Annotated in this window: 17 protein-coding genes and 1 tRNA gene; 4 read left to right on the forward strand and 14 right to left on the reverse strand. The window is 42.4% G+C overall.

The window, feature by feature from the left end:
- Positions 1–11: 11 nt before the first annotated feature.
- The 3 genes from gpmI to AC2HW8_RS01545 all read left to right on the forward strand — a co-directional run bounded on the left by gpmI (position 12) and on the right by AC2HW8_RS01545 (position 5,346).
- Complete coding sequence (gene gpmI / locus AC2HW8_RS01535) at positions 12–1,523, forward strand: 2,3-bisphosphoglycerate-independent phosphoglycerate mutase (RefSeq protein WP_484327051.1); 1,512 nt, start codon at positions 12–14, stop codon at positions 1,521–1,523.
- A 338-nt stretch (positions 1,524–1,861) separates the two neighbouring features.
- Positions 1,862–3,601, forward strand: coding sequence for an ABC transporter ATP-binding protein (locus AC2HW8_RS01540; protein WP_484327052.1), 1,740 nt, complete (start codon positions 1,862–1,864; stop codon positions 3,599–3,601).
- Positions 3,598–5,346: an ABC transporter ATP-binding protein gene (locus AC2HW8_RS01545; protein ID WP_484311948.1), complete on the forward strand. Its 1,749-nt coding sequence runs from the start codon at positions 3,598–3,600 to the stop codon at positions 5,344–5,346. The genes AC2HW8_RS01540 and AC2HW8_RS01545 overlap by 4 nt, the downstream gene beginning before the upstream one ends.
- Positions 5,347–5,516: 170 nt before the next feature.
- On the opposite strand, the gene AC2HW8_RS01550 is transcribed toward AC2HW8_RS01545, so the two are convergent.
- Together AC2HW8_RS01550 and AC2HW8_RS01555 are read right to left on the reverse strand one after the other, a co-directional pair.
- Positions 5,517–6,689 carry a cation diffusion facilitator family transporter gene (locus AC2HW8_RS01550; protein WP_484327053.1) on the reverse strand — a complete coding sequence of 391 codons (1,173 nt, stop codon included), beginning with the start codon at positions 6,687–6,689 and terminating at the stop codon, positions 5,517–5,519.
- A gap of 23 nt (positions 6,690–6,712) precedes the next feature.
- Positions 6,713–7,609: a YitT family protein gene (locus AC2HW8_RS01555; protein WP_021882736.1), complete on the reverse strand. Its 897-nt coding sequence runs from the start codon at positions 7,607–7,609 to the stop codon at positions 6,713–6,715.
- A 533-nt stretch (positions 7,610–8,142) separates the two neighbouring features.
- On the opposite strand from AC2HW8_RS01555, the gene AC2HW8_RS01560 reads away from it, so the two are divergent.
- Positions 8,143–10,527 carry a DUF4357 domain-containing protein gene (locus tag AC2HW8_RS01560; RefSeq protein WP_303787376.1) on the forward strand — a complete coding sequence of 795 codons (2,385 nt, stop codon included), beginning with the start codon at positions 8,143–8,145 and terminating at the stop codon, positions 10,525–10,527.
- Positions 10,528–10,776: 249 nt separating this feature from the next.
- Here AC2HW8_RS01560 and AC2HW8_RS01565 read toward each other — a convergent pair whose 3' ends face one another.
- From AC2HW8_RS01565 to alaS, 12 genes are all read right to left on the reverse strand, one after another.
- The gene (locus AC2HW8_RS01565; protein ID WP_484327054.1) at positions 10,777–12,849 is read right to left on the reverse strand and encodes an elongation factor G; all 2,073 of its coding nucleotides are present in this window, start codon (positions 12,847–12,849) and stop codon (positions 10,777–10,779) included.
- Positions 12,850–13,165: 316 nt separating this feature from the next.
- On the reverse strand, positions 13,166–14,824 hold the full coding sequence (gene ilvD, locus AC2HW8_RS01570) for a dihydroxy-acid dehydratase (protein ID WP_015523303.1): 1,659 nt from the start codon (positions 14,822–14,824) through the stop codon (positions 13,166–13,168).
- A 172-nt stretch (positions 14,825–14,996) separates the two neighbouring features.
- Positions 14,997–15,593, reverse strand: a complete 597-nt coding sequence (locus AC2HW8_RS01575) for an HD domain-containing protein (RefSeq protein ID WP_015523302.1) — start codon at positions 15,591–15,593, stop codon at positions 14,997–14,999.
- A 56-nt stretch (positions 15,594–15,649) separates the two neighbouring features.
- Complete coding sequence (locus AC2HW8_RS01580; RefSeq protein ID WP_484327055.1) at positions 15,650–17,077, reverse strand: alanine/glycine:cation symporter family protein; 1,428 nt, start codon at positions 17,075–17,077, stop codon at positions 15,650–15,652.
- An 82-nt stretch (positions 17,078–17,159) separates the two neighbouring features.
- The gene (locus tag AC2HW8_RS01585) at positions 17,160–17,810 is read right to left on the reverse strand and encodes an HAD family hydrolase (RefSeq protein WP_117966072.1); all 651 of its coding nucleotides are present in this window, start codon (positions 17,808–17,810) and stop codon (positions 17,160–17,162) included.
- Positions 17,807–18,730, reverse strand: a complete 924-nt coding sequence (locus tag AC2HW8_RS01590) for a DMT family transporter (RefSeq protein WP_484327056.1) — start codon at positions 18,728–18,730, stop codon at positions 17,807–17,809. Before AC2HW8_RS01590 ends, AC2HW8_RS01585 begins: the two co-directional genes overlap by 4 nt.
- A 66-nt stretch (positions 18,731–18,796) precedes the next feature.
- Positions 18,797–19,690 carry an NAD(P)/FAD-dependent oxidoreductase gene (locus AC2HW8_RS01595; protein WP_046432830.1) on the reverse strand — a complete coding sequence of 298 codons (894 nt, stop codon included), beginning with the start codon at positions 19,688–19,690 and terminating at the stop codon, positions 18,797–18,799.
- The gene (trxA, locus tag AC2HW8_RS01600; RefSeq protein ID WP_484327057.1) at positions 19,683–20,012 is read right to left on the reverse strand and encodes a thioredoxin; all 330 of its coding nucleotides are present in this window, start codon (positions 20,010–20,012) and stop codon (positions 19,683–19,685) included. The genes AC2HW8_RS01595 and trxA overlap by 8 nt, the downstream gene beginning before the upstream one ends.
- Positions 20,013–20,240: 228 nt before the next feature.
- Positions 20,241–21,074 (reverse strand): deoxyribonuclease IV, encoded by an 834-nt coding sequence (locus tag AC2HW8_RS01605; RefSeq protein WP_155131546.1) that lies wholly within the window; start codon positions 21,072–21,074, stop codon positions 20,241–20,243.
- Positions 21,075–21,162: 88 nt separating this feature from the next.
- A tRNA-Pro gene (locus tag AC2HW8_RS01610) sits at positions 21,163–21,239 on the reverse strand.
- A gap of 155 nt (positions 21,240–21,394) precedes the next feature.
- Entirely contained in the window at positions 21,395–22,477 is a 1,083-nt protein-coding gene (locus AC2HW8_RS01615) for an LPXTG cell wall anchor domain-containing protein (RefSeq protein WP_021882745.1), read from the reverse strand.
- 202 nt (positions 22,478–22,679) lie between these two features.
- Complete coding sequence (gene alaS / locus AC2HW8_RS01620; protein ID WP_484327058.1) at positions 22,680–25,313, reverse strand: alanine--tRNA ligase; 2,634 nt, start codon at positions 25,311–25,313, stop codon at positions 22,680–22,682.
- Positions 25,314–25,440: the final 127 nt, after the last annotated feature.

The following is a 25,440-nucleotide window of genomic DNA, read 5'->3' on the forward strand; positions in this document are numbered from 1 at the left end:
GGACACGCAAAATGAAAAAACCGGTAATTTTAATGATTCTTGACGGCTTTGGTATTGCTCCCGAAAAAGGCAACGCTATCAAGGCTGCTAAAAAGCCAAACATTGACAAGCTTTTTGCATCTAATCCGCTCACACAGATTGGTGCGTCGGGTATGGATGTAGGTCTTCCTGACGGTCAGATGGGCAACTCTGAGGTTGGTCACACAAATATGGGTGCCGGCAGAATCGTTTATCAGGAACTCACAAGAATTACAAAGACTATCAACGAGGACAAGCTCAAAGATAACGAGGCTATTGTTGATGCAATGGACAAGGCTCTCAAGAACGGCACGGCACTTCACCTTATGGGACTTCTCTCAGACGGCGGTGTTCACAGCCACATTGAGCATCTCTACGGTATTCTTGAACTTGCTAAGAAAAAGGGCCTTAAGGATGTTTACATTCACGCATTCCTTGACGGCCGTGATGTTCCGCCTTCAAGTGCCGCTGAATATGCAGACAAGCTTCTTAACAAGCTCAAAGAAATCGGCATAGGCAAGGTTGCCACAGTTGAGGGCAGATACTACGCAATGGACAGAGATAACAACTGGGACAGAGTTGAAAAGGCATATGCCGCTATGGTATATGGCGAGGGCAACAAGGCAGACTGCCCTGTTTGCGCAATTAAGAACTCTTACAATGACGGCGTAACAGACGAATTTGTTGTTCCTTGTGTTATTGGGGGCGGTGCTCAGGTCAAGCCTAACGACAGCATCATCTTCTTCAACTTCCGTCCTGACAGAGCAAGAGAGATTACAAGAACATTTGTTGACCCTGATTTTAAGGGCTTTGAGAGAAAGAACGGTTTCTTCCCCGTAAACTTTGTTTGCATGACTCAGTATGATGCAACAATGCCTAATGTTGAAGTTGCATTCAAGCCGCAGGTTCTCAAGAACACACTCGGTGAGTATGTATCCGACAAGGGTATGACACAGCTCAGAATTGCAGAAACAGAAAAGTATGCTCATGTAACATTCTTCTTCAACGGCGGTGTTGAAAAGCAGTATCCGGGTGAGGACAGAATTCTTGTTAAGTCGCCTGCTGTTGCAACATATGACCTCCAGCCTGAAATGAGTGCTTACGAGGTTACAGACAAGCTCGTTCCCGCAATCAAGAGCGGTAAGTACGATATGATTATTCTCAACTACGCTAACTGCGATATGGTTGGTCACACAGGCGTATTCGAGGCAGCCGTAAAGGCTGTTGAGGCTGTTGACACCTGCGTTGGCAAGGTTGTTGACGCAATCAAAGAAATGGGCGGTGTTGCTCTTATCACAGCCGACCACGGCAATGCAGATAAGATGGTTGCAGAGGACGGTTCACCGTTTACTGCTCACACAACAAACCCTGTTCCTTTCTGCGTAGTAAACTACGACTGCGAGCTTCGTGAGGGCGGCAGACTTGCCGATATCGCTCCGACAATGCTCCAAATTATGGGACTCGAGCAGCCCGAAGAAATGGACGGCACAAGCCTTATTAAGTAATTTATTTTACTGATTATATACAGAGCCACCGATGTTTTATCGGTGGCTTTTGCTTTTCAAAATATGTAACCGTAGCGGCGATCAGTGATCGCCAATCGTTTTGGTTGGAAAACCAAAACGATTAAAGAACAATGCCATTGTTGCATTATGGTCAGTTAATACAAATCATATGTAAGGTCAAGTCGATTTTACAATCGACTTGATTGGCGTTCACTGAACGCCGCTACAATATTACAAACACTTCGTGGCAATAAAAATTTAAGTTGTAAAATATCGTTAATCGGTGTAAAATAATATTACTTATGTATTGTTAATTTTATGGCAGAGAAGGGGAAAATTTGATTAAGCTACGAAGATATCTTGCATACTACAAAAAAGAATGTATCATCGGTCCGCTTTGCAAGCTGTTTGAGGCAATTTTGGAGTTGCTCGTTCCGCTTGTTATGGCAGGAATCATCGACAACGGTGTGCGAAACGGCGACACGGCATACATTTGGAGAATGGGCGGTCTGCTCGTTATTCTTGCAACTGTAGGACTTTGCAGTGCGCTTGTGTGTCAGTATCTTGCATCAAAGGCATCTCAGGGTGTAGGAACAAGACTTCGCCGAGATTTGTTTTTGCACATCAACAGGTTATCTCACGCAGAGTTGGACAAGCTCGGCACTCCGTCACTTATAACACGAATCACATATGACACCAATCAGGTTCAGCAATCTGTTGCAATGGCTATCCGCCTGCTCACCAGAGCACCGTTTATTGTTATCGGTTCAATGGTTATGGCAATGACAATCAACCTTGAAATGTCAATTATTTTCTTCATTGCGGCTATATTGATTGCCGTTACTCTTTACCTCATTATGACAAAGAGTATTCCTATTTTTGAAAAAATGCAGAAAAAGCTCGACAAAATCAGCCTTATATGCCGTGAAAATCTTTCGGGCAACAGGGTTATCAGAGCCTTTTCAAAGCAGAAAAATGAGAAAAAGCGTATTGACGATTCAACCGAGGATTTGGCTAAAACTTCAATCAGAGTAAGCATTCTTTCGGCACTTTTAAGCCCTGTCACCTACATCATCACCAATGCTGCAATTATTCTCATCATTTGGTTTGGCGCTCAGAATGTAAACGCAGGCAGCGGAATGCTTTCGGGTGACATCATTGCCCTTGTAAACTATATGACGCAGATTTTGCTTGCAATGATTGTTGTTGCAAACCTTGTTGTACTTCTCACGAAAGCGAGTGCAAGTGCGGCAAGACTTAACGAAGTGTTTGAAACTCAGCCGAGTGTGTGTGAAAGCACTACCAAGAACATTGAAATTTCAGAGAGCGAAAGCACTCCGAAAATCGAATTTGACAATGTAAACTTCACATACGGCACGGGTGATGATGAGCTTGAGGACATCAGCTTTAAAATCAAGCGTGGTCAAACGGTCGGTCTTATCGGCGGTACGGGTTGCGGTAAAAGTACGCTTGTCAACCTTATCCCCCGTTTTTACGATGCAACACAGGGTACTGTAAGCGTTGACGGCAGAAATGTCAAGGACTATCCGTTCTTACAGCTCCGTTCACAGATTGGCATTGTTCCTCAGCAGTCGATTCTTTTCAAGGGAACAATCCGTGACAATATGAAATGGCAAAACGAAAATGCAACTGACGAGGATATTATAAAGGCTCTAAAAATTGCACAGGCATACGAGTTTGTAAGCAAGCTGAACAAAGGGCTTGACAGCTTTGTTGAACAGGGCGGAAAGAACTTCAGCGGAGGTCAGCGTCAGCGACTTTGCATTGCCAGAGCACTCACAGGCTCACCGAAGCTTCTCATTCTTGACGACAGCTTTTCGGCTCTTGACTTTGCAACAGATGCGGCACTCAGAAAGGCTTTGCGTGAAAACACAAAGGATATGACCGTGATAATCGTTACACAGCGTTGCTCAACAATCAAGAACGCAGACCTTATTCTTGTGCTTGATGACGGCAGACTTGTAGGCAAAGGTCCGCACGATGAACTGTTTGAAAGCTGCGAAACCTACCGTGAAATCTGTCTTTCACAGCTTAATGAAGAGGAGGCCAAAAGATGAAAAATTCAGCAAAACAATCCTCCTCTGTAAAAAAGGTACTCAAAAAAATAAAGCCGTATTCGTTTTATCTGATTTTAGCTCTTGTGAGCGCAATCATCAGCGTTTCGCTCACGCTCTATATTCCGGTTCTCACAGGTAACGCAATCGACAACATCATTGACAAGGGTAATGTTGACTTTGCAAGCGTTATTCAGATTCTTGTGTACATCGGTGTAGGCATCGGCGGTGTGGCACTTTTCCAGTGGATTATGACCTACTTTACCAACATTGTCAGCTACCGCACTGTTCGTGACCTCAGAAGAGAGGTTTTTGAAAAATTCAACACAGTTCCCCTCTCCTACATTGACACAACACCTCACGGCGACCTTATCAGCCGAGTAATCAACGATGTTGACGCAGTTGGTGACGGTCTTACACAGATGTTTCTACAGCTTTTTTCGGGCATTGTTACCATTGTCGGCACGCTTGTATTTATGCTGACAATCAACTGGAAAATCGCACTTGTGGTGGTTGTTCTCACACCGCTTTCGCTCTTTGTTGCGGCATTCATCGGCAAGATGACACACAACCGCTTTACCCGTCAACAGGCACTCAACGGTGACATCTCGTCATATGTTGAGGAGCATATCGGCAATCAGAGAATTGTAAAGGCTTTTTCATATGAGGACAGAGCCTTTGAAGAATTTGAAAAGTACAACGATGAACTTCTTGAAGTGGGATTCAAGGCGCAGTTTGCAGGCGCACTTGCCAACCCGTCAACAAGATTCGTAAATGCATTGGTTTATGCCGCAGTAGGCATTATGGGTGCTCTGTTTGCCGTTGCAGGCACACTTTCAGTCGGACAGTTATCATGCTTTCTCACCTACGCAAATCAGTACACAAAGCCGTTTAACGAGGTTACAGGCGTACTCACACAGTTGCAGACAGGCATTGCGGCGGCAGGACGAGTTTTTGAGGTTCTTGAGGCAGATAACGAAATTCCCGACAACAATACAAAAGAGCTTGAGCATTGCAAAGGCAATGTCAAGATTGAGAATGTAAACTTCTCCTACACAAAAGAAAAACCGCTCATATCAAACTTTTCGCTTGATGTCAAGAGCGGCAGTCACATTGCCATTGTCGGTCCGACAGGTTGCGGCAAGACAACATTTATCAATCTTCTTATGAGATTTTATGACACGGACAGCGGCAAAATCAGCATTGACGGTGTTGACATTATGGATATCACCCGTGACAACCTCAGAAAATGCTACGGAATGGTTCTTCAGGACAGCTGGCTGTTCAACGGAACGATTATGGAAAATCTGCGTTACGGCAACGAAAACGCAACCGAAGAAGAAGTTATTACCGCTGCAAAGGCGGCATATGCGCACTCATTCATCCGCCGTATGTCTGACGGCTACAACACCGTAATCAGCGAGGACGGCGGTAATCTCAGTCAGGGACAGAAACAGCTTTTGTGTATTGCAAGGGCGATGCTTACAAACCCGTCAATTCTTATTCTTGACGAGGCAACTTCATCAATTGATACCCTTACCGAAATCCGTGTTCAAAAGGCTTTTGCCAAGATGATGAAGGGCAAGACGAGCTTTGTTGTTGCCCACAGACTTTCAACAATCAAGGAAAGCGATGTTATCCTTGTTATGAAGGACGGCAACATCATTGAACAAGGCACACACGAGGAGTTGCTCGCCAAAGGCGGATTCTATAACAAACTTTACAACAGTCAGTTTGCAAAACAGTAATACGGCAACGGTCAGTAACCGCCAATTGAAACAATTGTAGAATCGTTTTGACAATAAACCGTATAATTGACTACTACACTTGAACACACAATTTTCAACAATTCCGAAAATATATACAAAACGAGGTCATCAGCTAAAAACCGATGACCTCTGTTTTGTATTATGAACTTTTAATCAGAAAGGGATTTTTCAACATTTATTATCGGATAAAGCTTTTCGTCAATTGACTTGATTTTCTCGATTGCACTCTGTTTAATCTGTCTTTCTGTAAGGTCAAGTCCATACGGAATAACCATATCAAAGACAACATTTGTATGCGTACTGCCCTTTACAGTTCTGAAATCGTGGATTGAATACTCCGGATTAAGCTCACACAAGCCCTCCTCCACCTTCATTTTAAGTTCATTTGTGAACGCGTCGTTTGACGCAATCGGATCCATATGTATGGTTGCAAAACAGTTGTACCTGTTTTCAAGCTGTTTTTCCGTCAGGTCAATTGCGTCGTGAGCTTCAAGGATATCCTCGTCACACGGTACCTCTGCGTGAAGTGAAACAAAGCACCTGCCCGGACCGTAATCATGAATAATCAAATCGTGGATACCTACAATCATATCATTTTTCAACACTGTTTCCTTGATTTCATCAACAAATTCAGGGTCGGGCGCTTTGCCGAGAAGCGGTGAAAGGCTTTCTCTGAATGTGCTGACACCCGTAAAAAGTATGAACAGTGAAACACACACACCGAGCCAACCGTCAATCTGAACTCCTGTTGAGGCAGAAATAAGCAAGCCGATTATTACGACCGAGGTTGCAATGCAGTCGGTCAAAGAATCGAGTGCCGCCGCCTTGAGTGCGGTTGAATTTATCTTTCTCGACAATCCTGAATTAAAAAAGTACATCCATAATTTTACGAAAATTGACGCAATCATTATTGCGAGTGAAAGCGTTGAAAATGCCGTTTTATCCTCGGGAGTAATTATCTTTTCTATCGAACTTTTTATAAGTTCAACACCCATTAAAAGGATTACAACGGAAATTCCCAAGCCTGCCACATACTCATAACGACCGTGACCGAACGGATGCTCTCTGTCGGCAGGACGGCTTGCAAGCTTAAATCCGAGGAATGTAACAACCGAACTGCCTGCGTCCGAAAGGTTGTTGAGGGCGTCGGCAATGACGGAAACCGATGCCGAAACAATTCCGGCAAACAATTTTCCTCCGAACAGTAACAGGTTAAGAATTATTCCGCAAACACCCGAAAGGTTGCCATAGGCAGTTCTAACCTTTGGATTATCGCAATTGTCGCTGTCTTTAACGAACAGCTTTACAAGTAATTTTGTCAAATAAAACACCAACTAAAATTTATTTACAGCGAATCGTTTCGGCTGAAAACATCGGCAACCTCAGTAATTGAAATGTACGCTTTCTTGTCGATTTCACGCACAATTTCCTTCAGCTTGCCAATCTGGAAACGGTTGACAACAAAGTAAATCATCACCTTGTCCTTGCCTGAATATCCTCCCTGAGCCTGCATTACGGTAACACCGCTTTGAAATTCCTCCGAAAGTGCGTTACAAATTTCATCGCAACGGCTTACAGACGCAATAATCGTTGCCGCCTTTGCCCTGTCAAAACCCTCAACAATAAAGTCAATCGTTTTAAGTGCGGCAAAATATGTAACAATCGAATAAAGCGGAAGAATCCAGCTTTGCAGAATGAAACCGCATACAACATAAAGTACGATATTGTATGCCATAACGAATGAACCAACCGATACACCGATTTTCTTCGCAAATATTACTGCCATAACCTCGATGCCGTCCATTGCACCGCCAAATTTGATTGCAAGACCGCTGCCTATACCCGAAATCACACCGCCGAACACGGCACAAAGGAGCAAATCGGTTCCTGCAAGCGGAGAAGCCATACTGACATCAACGGGCAGAACATCGGTTATCAACCATGAAACGAACGAATAAACTGCAACCGTATAAATTGCGTAAAATGTAAACTTCTTTCCCTGCTTTTTAAGTCCAAACAAAAACAGCGGCAGGTTAAAAATTATAAGAAAAAGTGAAAGCGACAGGCTTTCGGGTGTAAGTTGTGCGGCAAGCATAGCCGTACCTGAAATTCCGCTGTCGTAAAGGTTCACGGGATTAAGAAATATTGTAATTCCAAACGCATTGATAATTCCGGCAATTGTGAGAAAAAGCATATTTTTGATTTTGATTGTCTTTCTCGCTCTTTGTAAAAGATTTTTCATTGTCATCATCCTTTGCGATAAATTTCCATCCCCATCATTCACATAAGTATAGCCTAATTGTATCACAATAATGATATTTAGGCAAGAAAAGCAAAAGCACTTGCACATTTTGTATTTTTAATACAAGAAAGTAAAAGCAGAAAATAAAGTATATCCATAGCGACGGTTTCCTTTCGGATTTTTGTGTGGTAACTTAATTCTACTACGAAATCGTTTCTATGAATATTCGTTTTTATTGTTTCATCTTCATTTTACAATCTGCCATTCAAATCTGATATGACCATCAATCTCAAAAGATAACTGTATAAATAGCAGACAAAAACGCCTTGCAGAAATTGTAGGGCGTTTTTTGCGTTAGAATAGCAAATTTCGCTTGGTGGTACTAGTAGTTTGAATTTGTTTGTGTTATAATAAATTGTATTATATTTAGATAAATTGACAAATCACAAAATAGAGACCTTTGAGTACGATTTAGGACTTACATTTGTTGAGATAAAATAAGCATTGACCAAATTTTATAAGGAGAAATTGTTATGGGAAACAAGATTACCGGAAAAGAATATCAATTGAGTAAAATCTTTAGTAAGGAATTCAACTATTATATTCCTGCATATCAAAGACCATATGCTTGGACTGAAGAAGAAACTGAAACTTTGTTTGATGACTTGTTAGATTTTTATCAAACCGAAAAAGTTGACAATTATTTTCTTGGAAGTATCGTGTTAATTAAAGATGAAGATAAGCCTAAAGCAGATGTTATAGATGGACAACAGCGACTTACAACATTAACAATACTTATTGCAGTCATTGCATCATATCTCACAGGAGAGAATCAAAGCAACTGCAAAAAATATCTTAGAGAATCGGGAAATTATTTGGAAGACTTGGCTCCTCTTCCAAGACTTCATTTGCGTCAAAAAGATCAGGAGTTTTTCAATAAATATATTCAAAATGTCAATTTGTCTGATTTGATTTCTCTGGACCCAGAAAATTTACCAAATGAATCACAGCAACATATCAGATCTAATTGTGCATTGATAATTAAAAAGATGGATGACACATTCAACGGAGACGAAGATAAAATTAAAGATTTTTGCAAATTTCTAGTGACAAGATGTTATCTTGTTGCTGTTTACACACCAAGCCAGCAATCTGCATTTCGTGTGTTTTCTGTTATGAATAGTCGAGGATTAAACTTGATGCCTATAGACATCATCAAATCCGATGTTATCGGACAGATTCCTCAAAAGGAACAGCAATATTATACTGATAAGTGGGAAGATTTAGAAGTTCAAACATCTCGTTCTGGTTTTAATGATGTGTTTACACATACAAGGATGATTTTTGCAAAGTCAAAAGCAAAAAAGAGTTTACTTGAAGAATTTAAGGAATCTGTATTATCAAAAACAACGCCAAAACAATTAATTAATGATATTTTGGAACCGTATTCTGAAGCATATACCATTTTGGTTAACAGAAAATATGTTGCAATAAAAAACACAGAAGATATTAACCAATATTTGTTTTGGCTTAATAAAATTGATAATTCGGATTGGATGCCTTCTGCAATAAAATTTATGGCAGAACATAAAAACGAACCAGATTATGTATTATGGTTTGTAAGAAAGCTTGAAAGGCTTGCATCTTATCTTCATATAACAGCCAAAGATATTAATCACAGAATAGAGCGATATAAAACGATTCTTGAAGAAATGGAAATGAATCCAGATCATAATATAAATGACCCGTTATTATCAGTAGAACTTTCAAATGAAGAAAAGAAAGAATTTGCTAATGTATTGGATGGGGAAATATATAAATTAACAGCTATAAGAAGAAACTTTGTTATTCTCCGACTGAATTCTTTTGTTAGTGATGGGGCAACTAAATTTGATTTTGAGCCTAATATATTAACTATTGAGCATGTCTTACCTCAAACAGTGACAACTGGATCCGAATGGGAAGATTGGTGGCCTAACATAGAAGAAAGGGAAACCTGGATACACAGAATTGCGAATCTTGTACCATTAACTCGAAAGAAAAATTCAGAAGCTCAAAATTTCAATTTTGATAAAAAGAAGGATATATATTTCAAAGGCAAGAACGGAACAACAACATATCCATTAACAACTCAAGTTATAAGTGAAAACACATGGACACCGTCAATTGTTAAAAATAGGCAAAAGGAACTTTTGGAAAAATTTGAAGAGTGCTGGGAACTTGATTATGTCGATGAGGTAGATAAAAAAACTACATTAGATGATGAAACACTTTTCTATATTACAAATAAGCGTGGAGCAAATTCAACAGGTTATGCAGTTGAGAATGGTTTTGTAGTCAAAGCAGGAAGTAAAATATCTGACACTACGGTAGAAAAATTTGAAGTGAATTATCCTAATGCATACCGACTTCGTGAGAAACTCTGCTCAGATGGAACCATTATTAATGGAGTGTTTCAAAATGATTATGAATTTGATAGCATTTCACTAGCGGCCTCGCTTATTCTTGGCAGAAATGCAAGAGGGCAAAAAGAATGGGTAGATATTAATGGATTTCCTTTTGATGAAAATGAAAAAAACAATTATGTTGGTGTGTTTAACATCAACGATGAAAGTACATATGGAGTACTTAAGGTTGGTTCGTTAGCCTTTGAACTATTCAAAAAGGTGTTTGAACTTGGGAATATTACGGATGAAGAAATAGAAAAATTAAAAGAAAAAGAGTATTCAAAACAGTTATTCAGTAGAACTGTTTACCCTATCTTAGCGGATCATCGAGAGGATAATCGTGGCAACAGTAATGTTATACGTTATCGAAAAGAGCCAATTGTTTATCAGGGTAAGAATATTTATTTTACGACACAGTGGTTTGCATCAAATCGTAATGATGTTATTTCTTGGTATAAGAAACATCTGTAATGTGCGTATAATATAAACCTGTAATGATATTAGCAATAACTTCCATTTTACAAAGTTAATAGATACATATAACTCGTCTATTAACCTTTACAAACTCTATTGCAAATCAAGGTTTATGCAGACTCAATACCCCTATTTTTCAAGGGGAAATGCCTCTGTTTTTATCGAATTACCCCTATTGACATTGAGCCTTAAACAAAATAGGGCTGTCGCATTATTTGCAACAGCCCATTAATTACCTATATTTAATTATTCCTGAGAGTCGGCCTTGGCTTTCTCAATAATTTTTTGAGCAACATTTGCAGGAATATCCTCATAGCGGACAAACGCAAATTCAAATGATCCTCTGCCTTGTGTTACCTGGCGAATGTAGGTTGCAAAGTCATCCATTTCTGCCATAGGAACTTCTGCCTCAACAATCTGCGTTCCGTTCTCACCCGGCTGCATACCGAGTACACGACCTCTGCGCTTGTTGACCTCGCCCATTACATCACCCATATTTGCATCCGGAACATTGGCTTTAAGGCTTCCGATTGGCTCAAGAAGCGTCGGAGAGGCATTCGGAATACCGTTCTTATAAGCAAGAGATGCCGCTGTCTTGAATGACATCTCGGAGGAATCAACAGGATGATATGAACCGTCATAGAGAGTAGCCTTGATGCCTACCATCGGATAGCCTGCAAGAACACCCTTCTTGATTGAATCCTGAAGTCCCTTTTCAACAGCAGGGAAGAAATTTTTCGGAACTGCACCGCCGACAACTCTTTCGGCAAATACAAGACCGTCCGAATCACACGGCTCAAATTCAATCCACACATCACCGAACTGACCGTGGCCGCCTGACTGCTTTTTATATCTGCCCTGTGCGGAAACCTTTTTGCGGATAGTTTCTCTGTATGCAATCTTCGGCTTTTTGAGGACTGCGTCAACATTATACTTTGTTTTAAGTCTTGAAATTACAACATCAAGGTGTTGTTCACCGAGTCCCGAAAGGAGCATTTCATGGGTTTCGTGGTTTGAAACGAGTTTGATTGTCGGATCTTCGTCTGCAAGCTTTGCAATGCCCTGAGCAACCTTATCCTCGTCACCCTTCTTTGCCGGATACACAGCCATTGTATATGATGATGACGGATAGTCGATTCCGTCAAGAACAACCTTTCTGAGAGGCGAACAGAGTGTGTCGCCTGTCTTTGTTGATGCAAGCTTCGGGATTGCGCCGATGTCGCCTGCACCGATGTACGGAACATCCGATTGCTTTTTACCGCTTACGGAAAGCACCTTTGTAATTCTCTCCTGTGCGCCTGTACGCATATTGATGAGAGGAGCGTCCGAGCTTACCTTGCCCGAAACAACCTTTACATATGAAAGTCTGCCGATGAACGGGTCTGCAACCGTCTTGAATACAATTGCGGCAGCCGCACCGCCGTCATTAACCGAAACATCAACGGGTTCACCGTCAAGGTCAACACCGATTTCACCGCTCTTGTCAGCCGCTGACGGAGCAAGCCATGTAAGGCTGTTCAAAAGCTGATCAATTGCGAATGTATTATGAGCGTCACCGCAGAATACGGGGCAGATTGTGCCGTCCTTAACGCCCTGACTTACACCGAGAATGATTTCTTCGGGAGTAAACTCCTCACCCATAATAAACTTGTCAAGAAGTTCCTCGCTTGTTTCGGCAACAGCCTCCTTGATAGCCTCGCGCAAGCCCTCAAGCCTGTCGCCCATATCGGGAAGCGCAGTCTGTTTTACACTGCCGTCTGTGCCGTACTCATAAGCCTTGTAATCAAACAAATTAACATAAGTATTTGCCTGACCGTCAACAATGTACGGAACAACAACAGGACAAACAGACGGACCGAATGTAGCCTTCAAGCTCTCGAATACACGATAGAAACGGGCACTTTCGTCGCAAAGACCGTTTACAAAGAACACCTTTGTAAGCCCTGCCTTTGTTGCCGCCTCAACTGCTTTTTCGGTACCTACACAGACACCGTCCTTGCCCGAAACAACGACGAGCGCTGTGTCAGCCGCTCTCATGCCCTCTGCAACACCGCCTGCAAAATCAAAAAGACCGGGGGTGTCGATTAGGTTGATTTTTGTATTTTTCCATTCAATCGGTGCAACCGCCGTCATAATTGAAGTCTGTCTTTTGATCTCCTCGCTGTCAAAATCAAGGACTGTGTTGCCGTCTGCAACCTTACCGAGTCTTTCGCTCATCTTTGAGAGATAGAGTATTGACTCCGCAACCGAGGTTTTGCCGCTGCCGCTGTGTCCTGCGAGGGCAATATTAAGAATTTTTTTAGCGTCGTATTGTTTCAAAAGTGAAATCCCCTTTCGTAAAATTTCTATTCTAATCAAGCTTATTTCGACAAAATTAAACAATAGTGTCAATTAATACGGAATTATTATAGCATATTTGTATAAAATAAACAACCGAATTATGGCAAAATAAAAAAATTCACCCTTTGCCCAAATGGACAAGGGATGAATTGTGCAACTTGCTTTTTTATTTTATGTTAAGCTGAAAAACATACAGATTTTTGCAAGGCCAATTGTGCATTTTAACGATTGGCTTTCTAGGAAAACAATTTTCGAAAAAGAAAAGGCTCTCAAAACGAGAGCCTTGAAAACTTGATTATTCGAGAACTGCACCCTGTGCGCCTGATGTAACAAGCTTTGCATAACGAGCAAGGTAGCCTGTTGTAATCTTGGGCTGACGGGGCTTCCATTCTGCCTTACGCTTTGCAAGCTCTTCGTCAGAAACGAGGAGATTGATTGTGTTTGCAGGAATGTCGATTTCAATCATATCGCCCTCTTTAACAAGTGCAATCGGACCGCCGACTGCTGCCTCGGGAGATACATGTCCGATAGCCGCACCTCTTGTTGCGCCTGAGAAACGACCGTCTGTGATAAGAGCAACACAGTTGCCGAGACCGCTGCCCATAATAGCGGAAGTCGGGTTGAGCATTTCTCTCATGCCCGGACCACCCTTAGGACCTTCATATCTGATAACAACAACCTCACCGGGATTGATTTTGCCGTCATAAATTGCACTGAGAGCGTCCTCTTCGCAGTCAAACACTCTTGCCGCACCCTTGTGGTGCATCATTTCCTCTGCAACGGCACTTCTCTTAACAACAGAACCGTCAGGAGCAAGGTTACCCTTAAGAACAGCAATACCGCCTGTCTTGCTGTATGGATTTGTAACAGGGCGAATGATGTCCGTGTCCTTGATTTCACAACCCTTAATGTTCTCGCCTACAGTCTTGCCTGTTGCCGTGATAAGGTCTGTGTCAAGAAGTCCAACCTTTGTAAGCTCGTTCATTACGGCATAAACACCGCCTGCCTCGTTGAGATCCTCCATATATGTGTGACCTGCAGGAGCAAGGTGACAAAGGTTAGGAGTCTTTTTGCTGATTTCATTGGCAATGTCAAGGTTAAGCTTAACACCTGCCTCTTTTGCGATTGCAGGAAGGTGGAGCATTGTATTTGTTGAACAGCCGAGAGCCATATCAACAGTAAGAGCATTCATAAATGCTTTTTCCGTGAGAATGTCACGAGGACGGATATCCTTTTCAAGAAGTTCCATAACCTTCATGCCGGCGTGCTTTGCAAGCTTGATTCTGTCTGAGTAAACAGCAGGAATTGTGCCGTTACCCTGAAGGCCCATACCGATTGCCTCGGTAAGACAGTTCATACTGTTAGCGGTGTACATACCCGAACATGAACCGCATGACGGACAAGCCTTGTTTTCAAACTCGGCAAGCTCTTCGGCAGTAATCTTGTTTGCCGTATAAGCACCGACTGCCTCAAACATACTCGAAAGACTTGTCTTTTTGCCCTTAACATGACCTGCAAGCATAGGACCGCCGCTTACGAAAACTGTCGGAACATTAATTCTTGCGGCAGCCATAAGCATACCCGGAACATTCTTGTCGCAGTTAGGAACCATTACAAGTGCGTCAAACGCATGAGCCTTTGCCATAGCCTCTGTTGAGTCTGCGATAAGCTCACGGGTTACGAGAGAATACTTCATTCCCTCATGTCCCATAGCAATACCGTCACAAACAGCGATTGCAGGGAATACAATCGGAACACCGCCTGCAAGAGCAACGCCCTGCTTAACAGCGTCAACAATCTTATCTATATTCATATGTCCCGGAACGATATCGTTCTTGGAACTTACAATACCGATAAAAGGTTTCTTAATTTCTTCTTCGGTAAGACCGAGAGCATTCAAAAGCGAACGCTGAGGTGCGGTACTTACGCCGTCCTTTATAACTGAACTTTTCATTGTAAACACCCTTTCCATAATTATCAAATCGGAACAAAATTCACATACAAGCCCTTCAATTGTTCCATAATAAAACACAGTGAAAATTTCTGTATCGTTAATCTTAATTTTAGCACATCGGCTGTTCAAAATCAAGTAGAGAACCTATATTGCCAAAATCATTTATTGCGGCTCAATCGTTGATTATTCTGCCCTTTTCAACATTGGGCATAATAAAGTTATCCCTTGAATATTCCCACAGCTTTTTTGAGCCGTCAGCAGTATTTTTGTTGCGGTTAAGAATACTGTGCAGATGAACAATATGCTCTACCCACGCCTTGCCGTCAGTTGCATCATTGAGCATGGCGGGCTGAATGTTGTCCATTGTGTGAGCAAACTTTGCTTCGGCTGTTTCGCCGCTTTCAAATTCAAGCCACAGATTCATCATCTTTTCGCCCTGATCTTCCGGAAGAAGTCCGAAAATTCTTTTTGCGGCTTTCATTTCACGCTCTGCCTGAGTTTTCTTAGCTTCCTCATCATAGGCATATGTATCGCCTGCGTCAATCTCGACAATATCGTGAATCAGGAGCATTGTCATTGTTTTAAGCACATCAATTTCCGAATTTGCATATTCGGAAAGCATAACGGTCATTATCGCCATATGCCATGCGTGCTCGGCATCGTTTTCCTTTTTTCGAGCGTCGGAAAGGTAGGTTTGACGGATGATGAATTTTTCCTTATCAATTTCCTTTATAAAATCAAATTGCTTTTCAATTCTTGATTTCTCCATAATGTTCCCTCTTAAAATTCAAGCCTGCACACGGGCATAGTGCAGGCTTTATGTGATTATTTATTTACTACAGGAAGTTTGGTTTTATCGTATTCATCCAGTCTGTTGCCGTAAAGGTAATAGTTCGTTTCTTTTACAACAACAGGCGAAAGCACAACTACGGCAATAAGGTTGGGAATTGACATAAGTGCATTGAAGATGTCAGCCATTGTCCAAACAAGGTCGAGCTTGATAACAGGACCGATGAGAAGAATAAATACAAAAATCAGCTTGTAAGGAATCATACCGCCTCTGCCGAAAAGATATTCAACACAGCGTTCACCGTAGTATGACCAGCCGAGGATTGTTGAATATGCAAAAGCGGCAATACCGATAACAAGAATCGGTGTGCCGATTACAGGAATCTGCTGGAAGGCTTTGTATGTAAGGTCACCGCCGTCGGAAACATCAATTGCAGGATTTTTGATAATTGAGCTTACAAGCACAAGACCTGTCATAAGACAAACAACGACTGTATCCCAGAAAGTACCCGTTGAAGAAATCATAGCCTGACGAACAGGGTTTCTTGTCTGCGCGGCAGAGGCAACTATCGGAGCAGAACCCATACCGGATTCGTTACTGAAAAGACCTCTTGCAATACCGTAACGAGCGGCAAGCATAAGGTTTGAACCGAGAAAACCGCCTGCAACGGACTTGAGAGAAAATGCGTCCTGAAAAATCATTTCAAATGTCTTACCGAGAACATCAAAGTTCATGCCGAGGATAATAAGACAGCCGAGAACATAGAAAACAGCCATAAACGGTACAAGGAGTTCGCAAACTCTTGAGATTGACTTGATACCTCCAAAAATTACAACGGCTGTAATTGCGGCAACAAGAACACCTACAATAATTGAAATAACCGAAGCATCCTGACCGAAAAGATTCACAGTACCAAGGTCAAAGGTGTTGTTCATAATGTTTGAAATTGCATTAACCTGAACACCCGAACCGATGCCGAAGGATGCAAGCAATGCAAAAAGAGCAAAAAGAACGGCTAAAATTTTGCCGAGAGTCTTAAACTTAAATCCTCTTTCAAGGGCATACATAGCGCCGCCGAGCATTCTGCCGTCAGAGGTCTTCACACGATACTTTACACCGATGAGTGACTCGGAATACTTCGTTGCGATACCGAAAACACCGGTGAGCCAGCACCAGAGAACCGCACCGGGGCCGCCGAGTGCAATTGCAGTACCTACGCCTATGATATTACCCGTGCCGATTGTTGAGGCAAGTGCTGTTGCAAGAGCCTGAAACGGGCTGATGTCACCGTCTGAATCGGGATCCTTTGTCACCGAAAGTTTGATTGCCTTAAAAGTTTTTCTCTGTACAAATTTTGTGCGAATTGTGAGGAAAATGTGAGTTCCGAGAAGAAGGATAATCATAAACCAACCCCACAGGAAGTCATTGAAGCTATTCATCACAGCTGAAATCGCATCCCACATATTGTACGCCTCCTTGTTTTAGTATAATCCTACCCTGTTTAATATACAAAAGCAAAACCTGCTTTATGTCCGTTAATGTTTTTTACAAAAATCGTTTTACATCAATAAGGTTGTCTGCAACTCCGTAAATAAGGGGAATTGCCTCTGCACTCGGACGGTCAAGATCGGGAACCATAACCGTTTTACACCCTGCCGAGCTTGCCGACTTTATGCCGTTGAGCGAGTCCTCAAGTGCAATGCAGTTTTCGGGAGCAAGTCCGAGTTTTTCTGCGGCATAAAGATAAATGTCGGGTTCGGGCTTTCCTTTTGCAACCATTGACGCACAAACTATTTCGTCAAAATAATCGTAAAGACCGAGAGCCGAAAGATATTTTTTCGTTCTCTCCGGAGCGGTTGCGGTTGCAAGGGCAACCCTGTAGCCGTTCTGCTTTAAAAAGCCGAGAAATTCAGCGGCACCGGGCTTTGATTCAATGCCGTTTTCCGAGATGAACTTATCCATAAGCTCAATTCTTTTATCGTGAACCTTGCAGTAGTCAAAATCCTCTCCGAAAAAGCCCTTTAATTTTGCAATTGCAAACGGGCGAGCCATTGAGCGAATACTGAGAGCGTGGTGCGTTTCCATAGGATAGCCGTAAAAATTGGCCGCCTCACACCAAAAGCGGACATACAGCTTTTCTGTGTCAAGAATGACACCGTCCATATCGGAAATAATACCTTTTATATCAGGATTCATATTTTACCTCCCGATTTTTTTAGATTCATATTTACAAACGCAATTCCGAGTGAAATCAGAATAAGCGAGGTGAGCGTTTCGATTCTGAAAACATTTTCACCGAGCATAAGTCCCGACAAAACTGTTCCGAACACGGGAACAAGCAGATTGAAAACGGAAATTCTGCTTGCATCATGAAACTTGAGAAGTGCTGTCCACAGCGAAAATGCCGCCGCTGATACGAACGCAAGCCAGAGCAACACGGAAACACTTTCAACATTTATCAAACCAATACTGCCACCGCAGCATATGCCCGACACAAGCAATACAAAACCGCCTGTTAAAAGCTGAAAAGCGGTTACAGGGAACGGATCTCGTCCTGTTGTGACTTTTTTCGCAATGATGTTGCCTGCCGCCGCAGATATTGTTGAAAAGAGAATCATCATATCGCCGAACCAAGTGTCCGTGCTGACAGTTCCGCCGAAATTGATTGCGATAATTCCGCCGAATCCGAGAATACAACCGATAATTTTCATCAGCGTGAGCCTGTCGTTTTTGAAAAACAACGGCACGAAAAGTACGGTAAAGAACGACGCACAAGCCGTTATTATAGAGGTGTTCGTTCCGCTTGTAAAACCGATTCCGATGTATGTAAAAATATACTGCAATCCTGTCTGCACCACTCCGAGTGAACAGACGGGCAGTATATCTTTTTTTGAAAGCGTCGGCGGTTTCCTTTTTGATATCCACAAAAAGAGAAACACCATAAATCCCGCCAACATAAAGCGCATTCCTGCAAAAATCAGCTTTGAGCCGATATCCGACTCCTGAATCTTAAAAGCAGAGTAGCCGACCTTTATAAACGGAAAAGCCGTTCCCCACAAAAGTGTGCAGAAAATTGCTGTTAAATATGCTATTTTTTTATTTTGTAACAGTTTCATTTTATTCATCCGGAAAAATTAACAATATCAAGTATAGTATACCATAAAAATCAGAAAAAGAAAACCTTACAATTTCAAAAATTTGTTTATTCCGTAAACAGAATTTGCACCGTCACAACAGGCGGTTATAATTTGTCGCAGATTTTTTGTGCGGATATCCCCTGCAACAAAAATTCCCGACACGGATGTCTGACAGGTTTCATCGGCAATCACATATCCGTTGTCATCAGTTTTTACAAAACCCTTGACACATTCGGTTCTCGGTTCAAGACCTACCGCAACAAAAACTCCGTCAGTTTTCAGAATTTTCTCATTATCAAGCGTAACCGATTTAACCTTTTCGTCACCGTCAATTTTCACAACATTGGTGTTGTAAAGAATTTTGACATTGCCCGATTTTTCAAGCTTTTGCACAAGCACTCTGTCGGCTTTCAATGCATCGCCCCTGTGAATAAGAAAAACCCGTTTGCATATATGAGAAAGATAGGTCGCCTCGGTAACGGCGGTGTTTCCTCCGCCGATTACCGCCACTGTTTTGTCTTTGAAAAAATAGCCGTCACACACGGCACAATAGCTTACTCCTCTGCCTTCAAACTTATTTTCGCCGTCAATTCCCAACTTTTTGTGGGTTGCGCCCATGCAGAGAATAACAGATTTTGTCTTGACCTCGCTGTCGGAACATTCAAGGATAAAACCGTCATAATTTTTTCTTATGCCGACAAGGGATTGTCTGACAAAATTTGCACCGAATGACTTTGCGTGTGAATAAAAGTGCTGAATGAGGTCAAAGCCTGCAATATCGCTGAAGCCCGTGTAGTTTTCAACCGCATCCGTGAGGGCAATTGAACTGCCCTCGGGTGATGACGGATCAAGCACAATGCAGTCAAGTCCGCTTCGAGAGGCATAGAGTGCCGCCGTAAGTCCTGCCGCACCTCCGCCGACAATTACAAGGTCATACAAAACTCTCACCCGTTTTTTCGGAGATTTCGGAGATTATCCGTTCTTCGGTCTGAACACCCGACATACGCAAAATTTCGTTGCCGTTTTTAAAGAGCAAAAGCGCAGGAATTCCCGATACACCGTGGCGTTCTGTCAATTCGGGATTTTCGTCAACATTGACCTTGACGGTTTCAAAATATGCTTTGTACTTGTCACCGATTTCTTCGATTACAGGCGAAAACATTCTGCACGGTGAACACCATTCGGCATAAAAATCGGCAAGCACCGGCTTTGATGATTTTATTAAACTTTCAAATTCATTTTTCCGTATGTTTTGAATCACAATATCACTCCGTAAATCGTTTTTACTATTGTTCCCGAATTAAGGGTAATTATTATATCTTTGTCTGCGTATTCAAATTATGTGTAACGGCAAACCGATTTTATTGTAAAAAGGCGAAAAAAGCCCCCTCGAAAAATCGAGAGGACTTTAAATTTTTTAATTTTTGCAAATTGCAATAGCAACAAATATTTTTGACAATTTTTGTATTGATTTATTTTAAGGCAAATGTCATTCAAAATACAAATTTCTCAAAGCCGAAATTTCTTTGGCATAACCGTCAAGCTCGTTCGGGGTTTCAAGGAAAAACGGAAGATTTCGCAAATTTTCATTATTTATAATTTTTCCGAACGCATCAATTCCAATGTTGCCCTCGCCTATTTTCTGATGTCTGTCCTTGTGGTTGCCGATAGGATTCATACTGTCATTGAGATGAATTGCCTTGAGTCTTTCAAGCCCGATTACACGGTCAAATTCTTCAAGAACTCCGTCAAGATTATTCACAATGTCATAACCGGCGTCAAAAACATGGCAGGTATCAAGGCAGACGCCGATTTTATCGTTTCGCTCCACACGGTCGATAATCATACGCAGTTCTTCAAAGGTTCTGCCGACCTCCGTGCCTTTGCCCGCCATTGTTTCAAGCAATACCGTGGTTGTCATATCATCGAACATTGCAGTATTCAACGCTGTGCCGATTTGCTCAACCGCAGCTTTAACGCCCTGTCCCGTGTGACTGCCGGGGTGAAAGTTATAAAGATTATTCGGGAGATATTCCATTCGTTTCAAATCATCCGTAAGCGTGTTCAGAGCAAATTCACGGGTTTCGGGTTTTGCCGAACAGAGGTTCATTGTGTATGGTGCATGGGCAAGAATTTTTGCAAAATTATTTTCCGTCATAAGTTTTATAAGTGCATTGACATCTTCGATATCAATTTTTCTTGCAGATCCGCCACGAGGGTTGCGTGTAAAAAATTGAAATGTGTTTGCTCCGATTGAAAGTGCATCTCTGCCGATTGCGTAAAAACCTTTTGATATTGAAAGATGAGAGCCGATATTAAGCATATTTTCTCCTTTTGCGTTAATTTATTTGCAGTAAGCAGTTTATCGTAAAGAAAAAAGCCTTTCTGTCAAAAGACAAAAAGGCTTTAGTTGGTCGGGATGACAAGACTTGAACTTGCGACTCCACGCCCCCCAGACGTGTGCGCTACCAAACTGCGCTACATCCCGTTGCAACATTAATATTTTAACAAACACTGCGAGCGTTGTCAAGATGTTTTAAAAACTTTTTGAATATTTTTGCACCATGAGTTAAAAAAAGCAAAACGGACACTGCCGATTGACAGTGTCCGAAAAATGCTTAATCAAAGATTAATTCGTTAAAATCAGTCTTCTTTCTTCTTTCTTGCAAGGAACATAACGCCTGCTGCTGAAACCATAAGACCTGCCATTACGAAAACGATAGTTGTTTCAACACCTGACTTAACTGCACCTGTGCTTGAAGAACCTGAACCTGATGAGCTTGAGCCACCGTTGCTTGAAGAAGAACTTGAACCGTTGCTTGAGCTGCCGGCTGCTGCCTTAGCACCTGTCTTCTTAGCGCTGTCAAGCTTAGCTGTATCTGCCTTCTTACCTGTTGTAGGATCTGTGCAACCTGAGAGAATCTTCTCAACTGCAGGAGCAATCTTATTCTTATCCTCGTTGTTTGTAGCATTGAGCCTATCTGTTACAGCACCCATAACATCTACAGGGCTAACCTTGAGTTCGTCAAGAAGTTTCTGTGTAAGACTTGTCTTAGCGTCATCATTGTAGTAAGCGACGAGGTATGTAGCCAGCAATGTTACATCTGATTCGCCCTCAGGGAAAGCAGAACCGATGACGTTACCTGTTGATGTAATCTTCTTTTCAGGACCGCAGTCTGAATTGTTTTCCCATTTAGCTTCGTTTGCCTTCTTTTCTGAATCCTCAGGGTTTTCAAGCTGATTACCTGTGCAATAAAGTGTGTCACCGATGCACTTGCCGCTCATGATAGCGTTGTATGACTGCATACCTGTGTTAGCACTAAAGATTACACAGTAAACTCTTCCGTCTGACTTAGAGATTGTGTTACCTGTCTTTGAAAGATCATATGTAGCGATACCTGTTGAAGAATCGTACTTACATTTTTCTTTCTTTGACTGCCAAGCCGGCCAATCGCCTGAACCGTCAGCTTTCCAAATATGACAGAATACTGACTTAACATTATTCCAGCCTGACTTCTTAACATCAAACTTAACAACATTGCCTGCTTCAACTTCTGAAGAAGCGTCAGCTGAAACCTCTGATGAACCGTCGGCTGAAACCTCGCCTGACTGATCTGCTGCAGCAACAGCAGCGTCATCCTCTGCTTCTGCAGCGCTAGCTGTGATGGCAGCTGAACTGCACATTACTGCTGCTGCAAGAAAAAGACCTGCAATTTTCTTGAACATTTTTAATCTCCTCCTAAAATTGTTCATAGATATCCAAGATAGATTTTCATATCTTAGTATTGCTTATTATACTATAAAAATAACAAAACTGCAATAGTTTTGATTTAAAACCGTTTTTGTTAATTGCACAAGATTTTATGTAACCGTTTGGCTATTTTCCACAATTCAACCGGCAAGCAAGCCATAAATACACATTAAACGATTATTTTAACATTGCATAAACAGTTTCTTTTACGCTGTCAAGAGCCTCTGAAATCTTCTCAGGCTGTTTAGCGCCTGCCATAGCCATATCGGGCTTTCCGCCTCCGTTGCCTCCGGCCTTCTGAGCAACAGCCTTTATGATTTTGCCTGCATTTGCACCGAGAGCAAGAGCCTCTTTACCGCAGGCTGCGGCAAATGTCACCTTGCCGTCATTTTCAGTTGCAAGAACACATACGCACTTCGGGGCAAAATCTCTTGCCTTTTCGCACATTGTGCGAAGAATGTCGGCATTAGCCTTGTCAATCCTGCCTGTTACCACTCTTACACCGTTTTCCTCCGTTGTGCCTGCAAAAAGCTGACCGATCTGAGCAACGGCAAGCTTTGAATTAAGCTCGTTGATTTCTCTCTGCTGTTCCTTGATAAGCTGTTCAGCCTTCTGAACACCCTCAACAACTGCCTTTGGATTTGCAATTTTGAGTAATGAGCAAACATCCATAATAACAGCGCTCATACCGTTGATGTACTTGAGAACGCCCATACCTGTGAGAGCCTCAATTCTTCTTACACCTGCGGCAACCGAACCCTCCTGTCTGATTCTGAAAAGACCGAGGTTTGCGGTATTCTTTACATGTGTACCGCCACAGAATTCAACAGAGAAGTCGCCTGCGCTTACAACACGGACAACATCGCCGTACTTTTCACCGAAGAGTGCCATTGCGCCGAGCTTTTTAGCCTCTTCAATAGGCATTTCCTGTGTTGTAACGGGGATTGCCTCGAGAATCTTTTTATTCACAAGATTCTGAACCTCAATGAGTTCCTTTGCCGTGAGAGCCTCAAAGTGAGTAAAGTCAAAACGGAAGTAATCGTCTGAAACAAGCTGACCTGCCTGCTGAACATGGTTGCCGAGAACCTCACGGAGAGCCGACTGAAGAAGGTGAGCCGCTGTGTGGTTTCTTGTGATATCCGCACGGCGCTCTTCATCAACAGCAGTTGAAACCTCTGCACCTACATTGATGCTGCCGCTCTTTACTGTACAAGCGTGAAGGTAAATTGTGCCTGACGGATTCTTTGTTGTGTTGTCAACATCAGCTGAAAAACTGCCGGACTCCATAACACCTGTGTCGCCAACCTGACCGCCGCCTTCTCCGTAGAACGGAGTTTTGTCGAGAACAATGATAGCATTTTCGCCCTCGCCGATACTGTCAACCCTCACACCGTCCTTAACGATTGCAAGAACCTTTGAAGTTGACTTGAGGTCTGTGTAGCCTACGAATTCTGTATTTGCAACATCCGAAAGGTCTGTTGTGTCAGAAATCCAAGCGTCTGCACCGGCATTCTTTCTTGCGTCACGGGAACGCTTTTTCTGCTCTTTCATGAGCTCACGGAAACGATCAACATCAACCTTGATGCCTTTTTCCGAAAGAATTTCTTTTGTAAGGTCAATCGGGAAACCGTAGGTATCGTTAAGCTTAAATGCGTCCTCACCGCTGAGAACCTTAACATCTTCGCTGTCCATAATGCCGTTGAGCATCTTAAAGCCCTGATCAATTGTCTTGGCAAAGCTTTCTTCCTCAACCTTGATAACCTTTGTAATGAACTCCTGCTTTTCCTTGAGTTCGGGATAAGCTGTGAGATTTTCCTTGATAACCGTATCGCAAACCTTATAGAGGAAAGGCTCGTTGTAACCGAGAAGTCTGCCGTGACGAGCGGCTCTTCTGAGCAAACGGCGAAGCACATAGCCCTTGCCCTCGTTTGACGGAAGAACACCGTCACCAATCATAAATGTTGTACTGCGGATATGGTCTGTGATAACACGGAGCGAAACATCGCTCTTTTCATTTTTGCCGTACTCAACACCTGTAATCTGTGAGATGTGTTTCATAATATTCTGAATTGTGTCAACGAGGAAAAGGTTGTCAACACCCTGCATAACACAGGCAAGTCTTTCAAGTCCCATACCTGTATCAATGTTCGGATGTTCAAGAGGAGTGTAGTTACCTTTGCCGTCACTCTCAAACTGAGTAAATACAAGGTTCCAAACCTCAACAAAACGGTCACATTCACAGCCTACATGACAGTCGGGTCTGCCGCAGCCCTTTTCGTCGCCACGGTCAAAGTAGATTTCGGAGCACGGACCGCAGGGGCCTGAACCGTGTTCCCAGAAGTTATCTTCCTTGCCGAGTCTTACCATATGTGACGGATCAACGCCGACTTCTTTTGTCCAAATTTCAAAAGCCTCGTCATCGTCCTCATAGATTGAAACATAGAGCTTTTCGGGCGGCATTTCAAGAACCTTTGTAAAGAATTCCCATGCCCATGCTGTAGCCTCGTGCTTAAAATAGTCGCCGAATGAGAAGTTACCGAGCATTTCAAAGAATGTACCGTGACGGGCTGTGATGCCGACACGCTCAATGTCGGGAGTACGGATACATTTCTGACAGGTTGTAACACGCTTGCGAGGAGGTGTTACCTCACCTGTAAAATATTTTTTCATAGGAGCCATACCGCTGTTGATAAGCAGAAGGCTGTTGTCGTCCTTTGGAACAAGTGAAAAGCTGGGGAGTCTTAAACAACCCTTTGATTCAAAGAATTCAAGGAACTTTTCTCTTAATTCGTTAAGTCCTGTCCACTTCATAAAAAATCTCTCCTTATACAAATTCACAGGGGAATACAATATTCGTTCAAATTTGTTTAAAGTATGCAACCGAGCAAAATAAAAAATCCCATTGTATAAAAATACAATGGGACAGGAATATCCTGCG

This window comes from Ruminococcoides sp. (genome assembly GCF_057037865.1).

Bases quoted from the DNA above. Each gene is read 5' to 3' on its own strand.
- gpmI (WP_484327051.1), top strand. From the start codon at position 12: ATGAAAAAACCGGTAATTTTAATGATTCTTGACGGCTTTGGTATTGCT.
- AC2HW8_RS01615 (WP_021882745.1), bottom strand. From the start codon at position 22,477: ATGTTCAAGAAAATTGCAGGTCTTTTTCTTGCAGCAGCAGTAATGTGC.
- AC2HW8_RS01585 (WP_117966072.1), bottom strand. From the start codon at position 17,810: ATGAATCCTGATATAAAAGGTATTATTTCCGATATGGACGGTGTCATT.
- AC2HW8_RS01575 (WP_015523302.1), bottom strand. From the start codon at position 15,593: ATGGAGAAATCAAGAATTGAAAAGCAATTTGATTTTATAAAGGAAATT.
- AC2HW8_RS01560 (WP_303787376.1), top strand. From the start codon at position 8,143: ATGGGAAACAAGATTACCGGAAAAGAATATCAATTGAGTAAAATCTTT.
- AC2HW8_RS01580 (WP_484327055.1), bottom strand. From the start codon at position 17,077: ATGTGGGATGCGATTTCAGCTGTGATGAATAGCTTCAATGACTTCCTG.
- ilvD (WP_015523303.1), bottom strand. From the start codon at position 14,824: ATGAAAAGTTCAGTTATAAAGGACGGCGTAAGTACCGCACCTCAGCGT.
- AC2HW8_RS01545 (WP_484311948.1), top strand. From the start codon at position 3,598: ATGAAAAATTCAGCAAAACAATCCTCCTCTGTAAAAAAGGTACTCAAA.
- AC2HW8_RS01555 (WP_021882736.1), bottom strand. From the start codon at position 7,609: ATGAAAAATCTTTTACAAAGAGCGAGAAAGACAATCAAAATCAAAAAT.
- AC2HW8_RS01590 (WP_484327056.1), bottom strand. From the start codon at position 18,730: ATGAAACTGTTACAAAATAAAAAAATAGCATATTTAACAGCAATTTTC.
- AC2HW8_RS01605 (WP_155131546.1), bottom strand. From the start codon at position 21,074: ATGCTTAATATCGGCTCTCATCTTTCAATATCAAAAGGTTTTTACGCA.
- alaS (WP_484327058.1), bottom strand. From the start codon at position 25,313: ATGAAGTGGACAGGACTTAACGAATTAAGAGAAAAGTTCCTTGAATTC.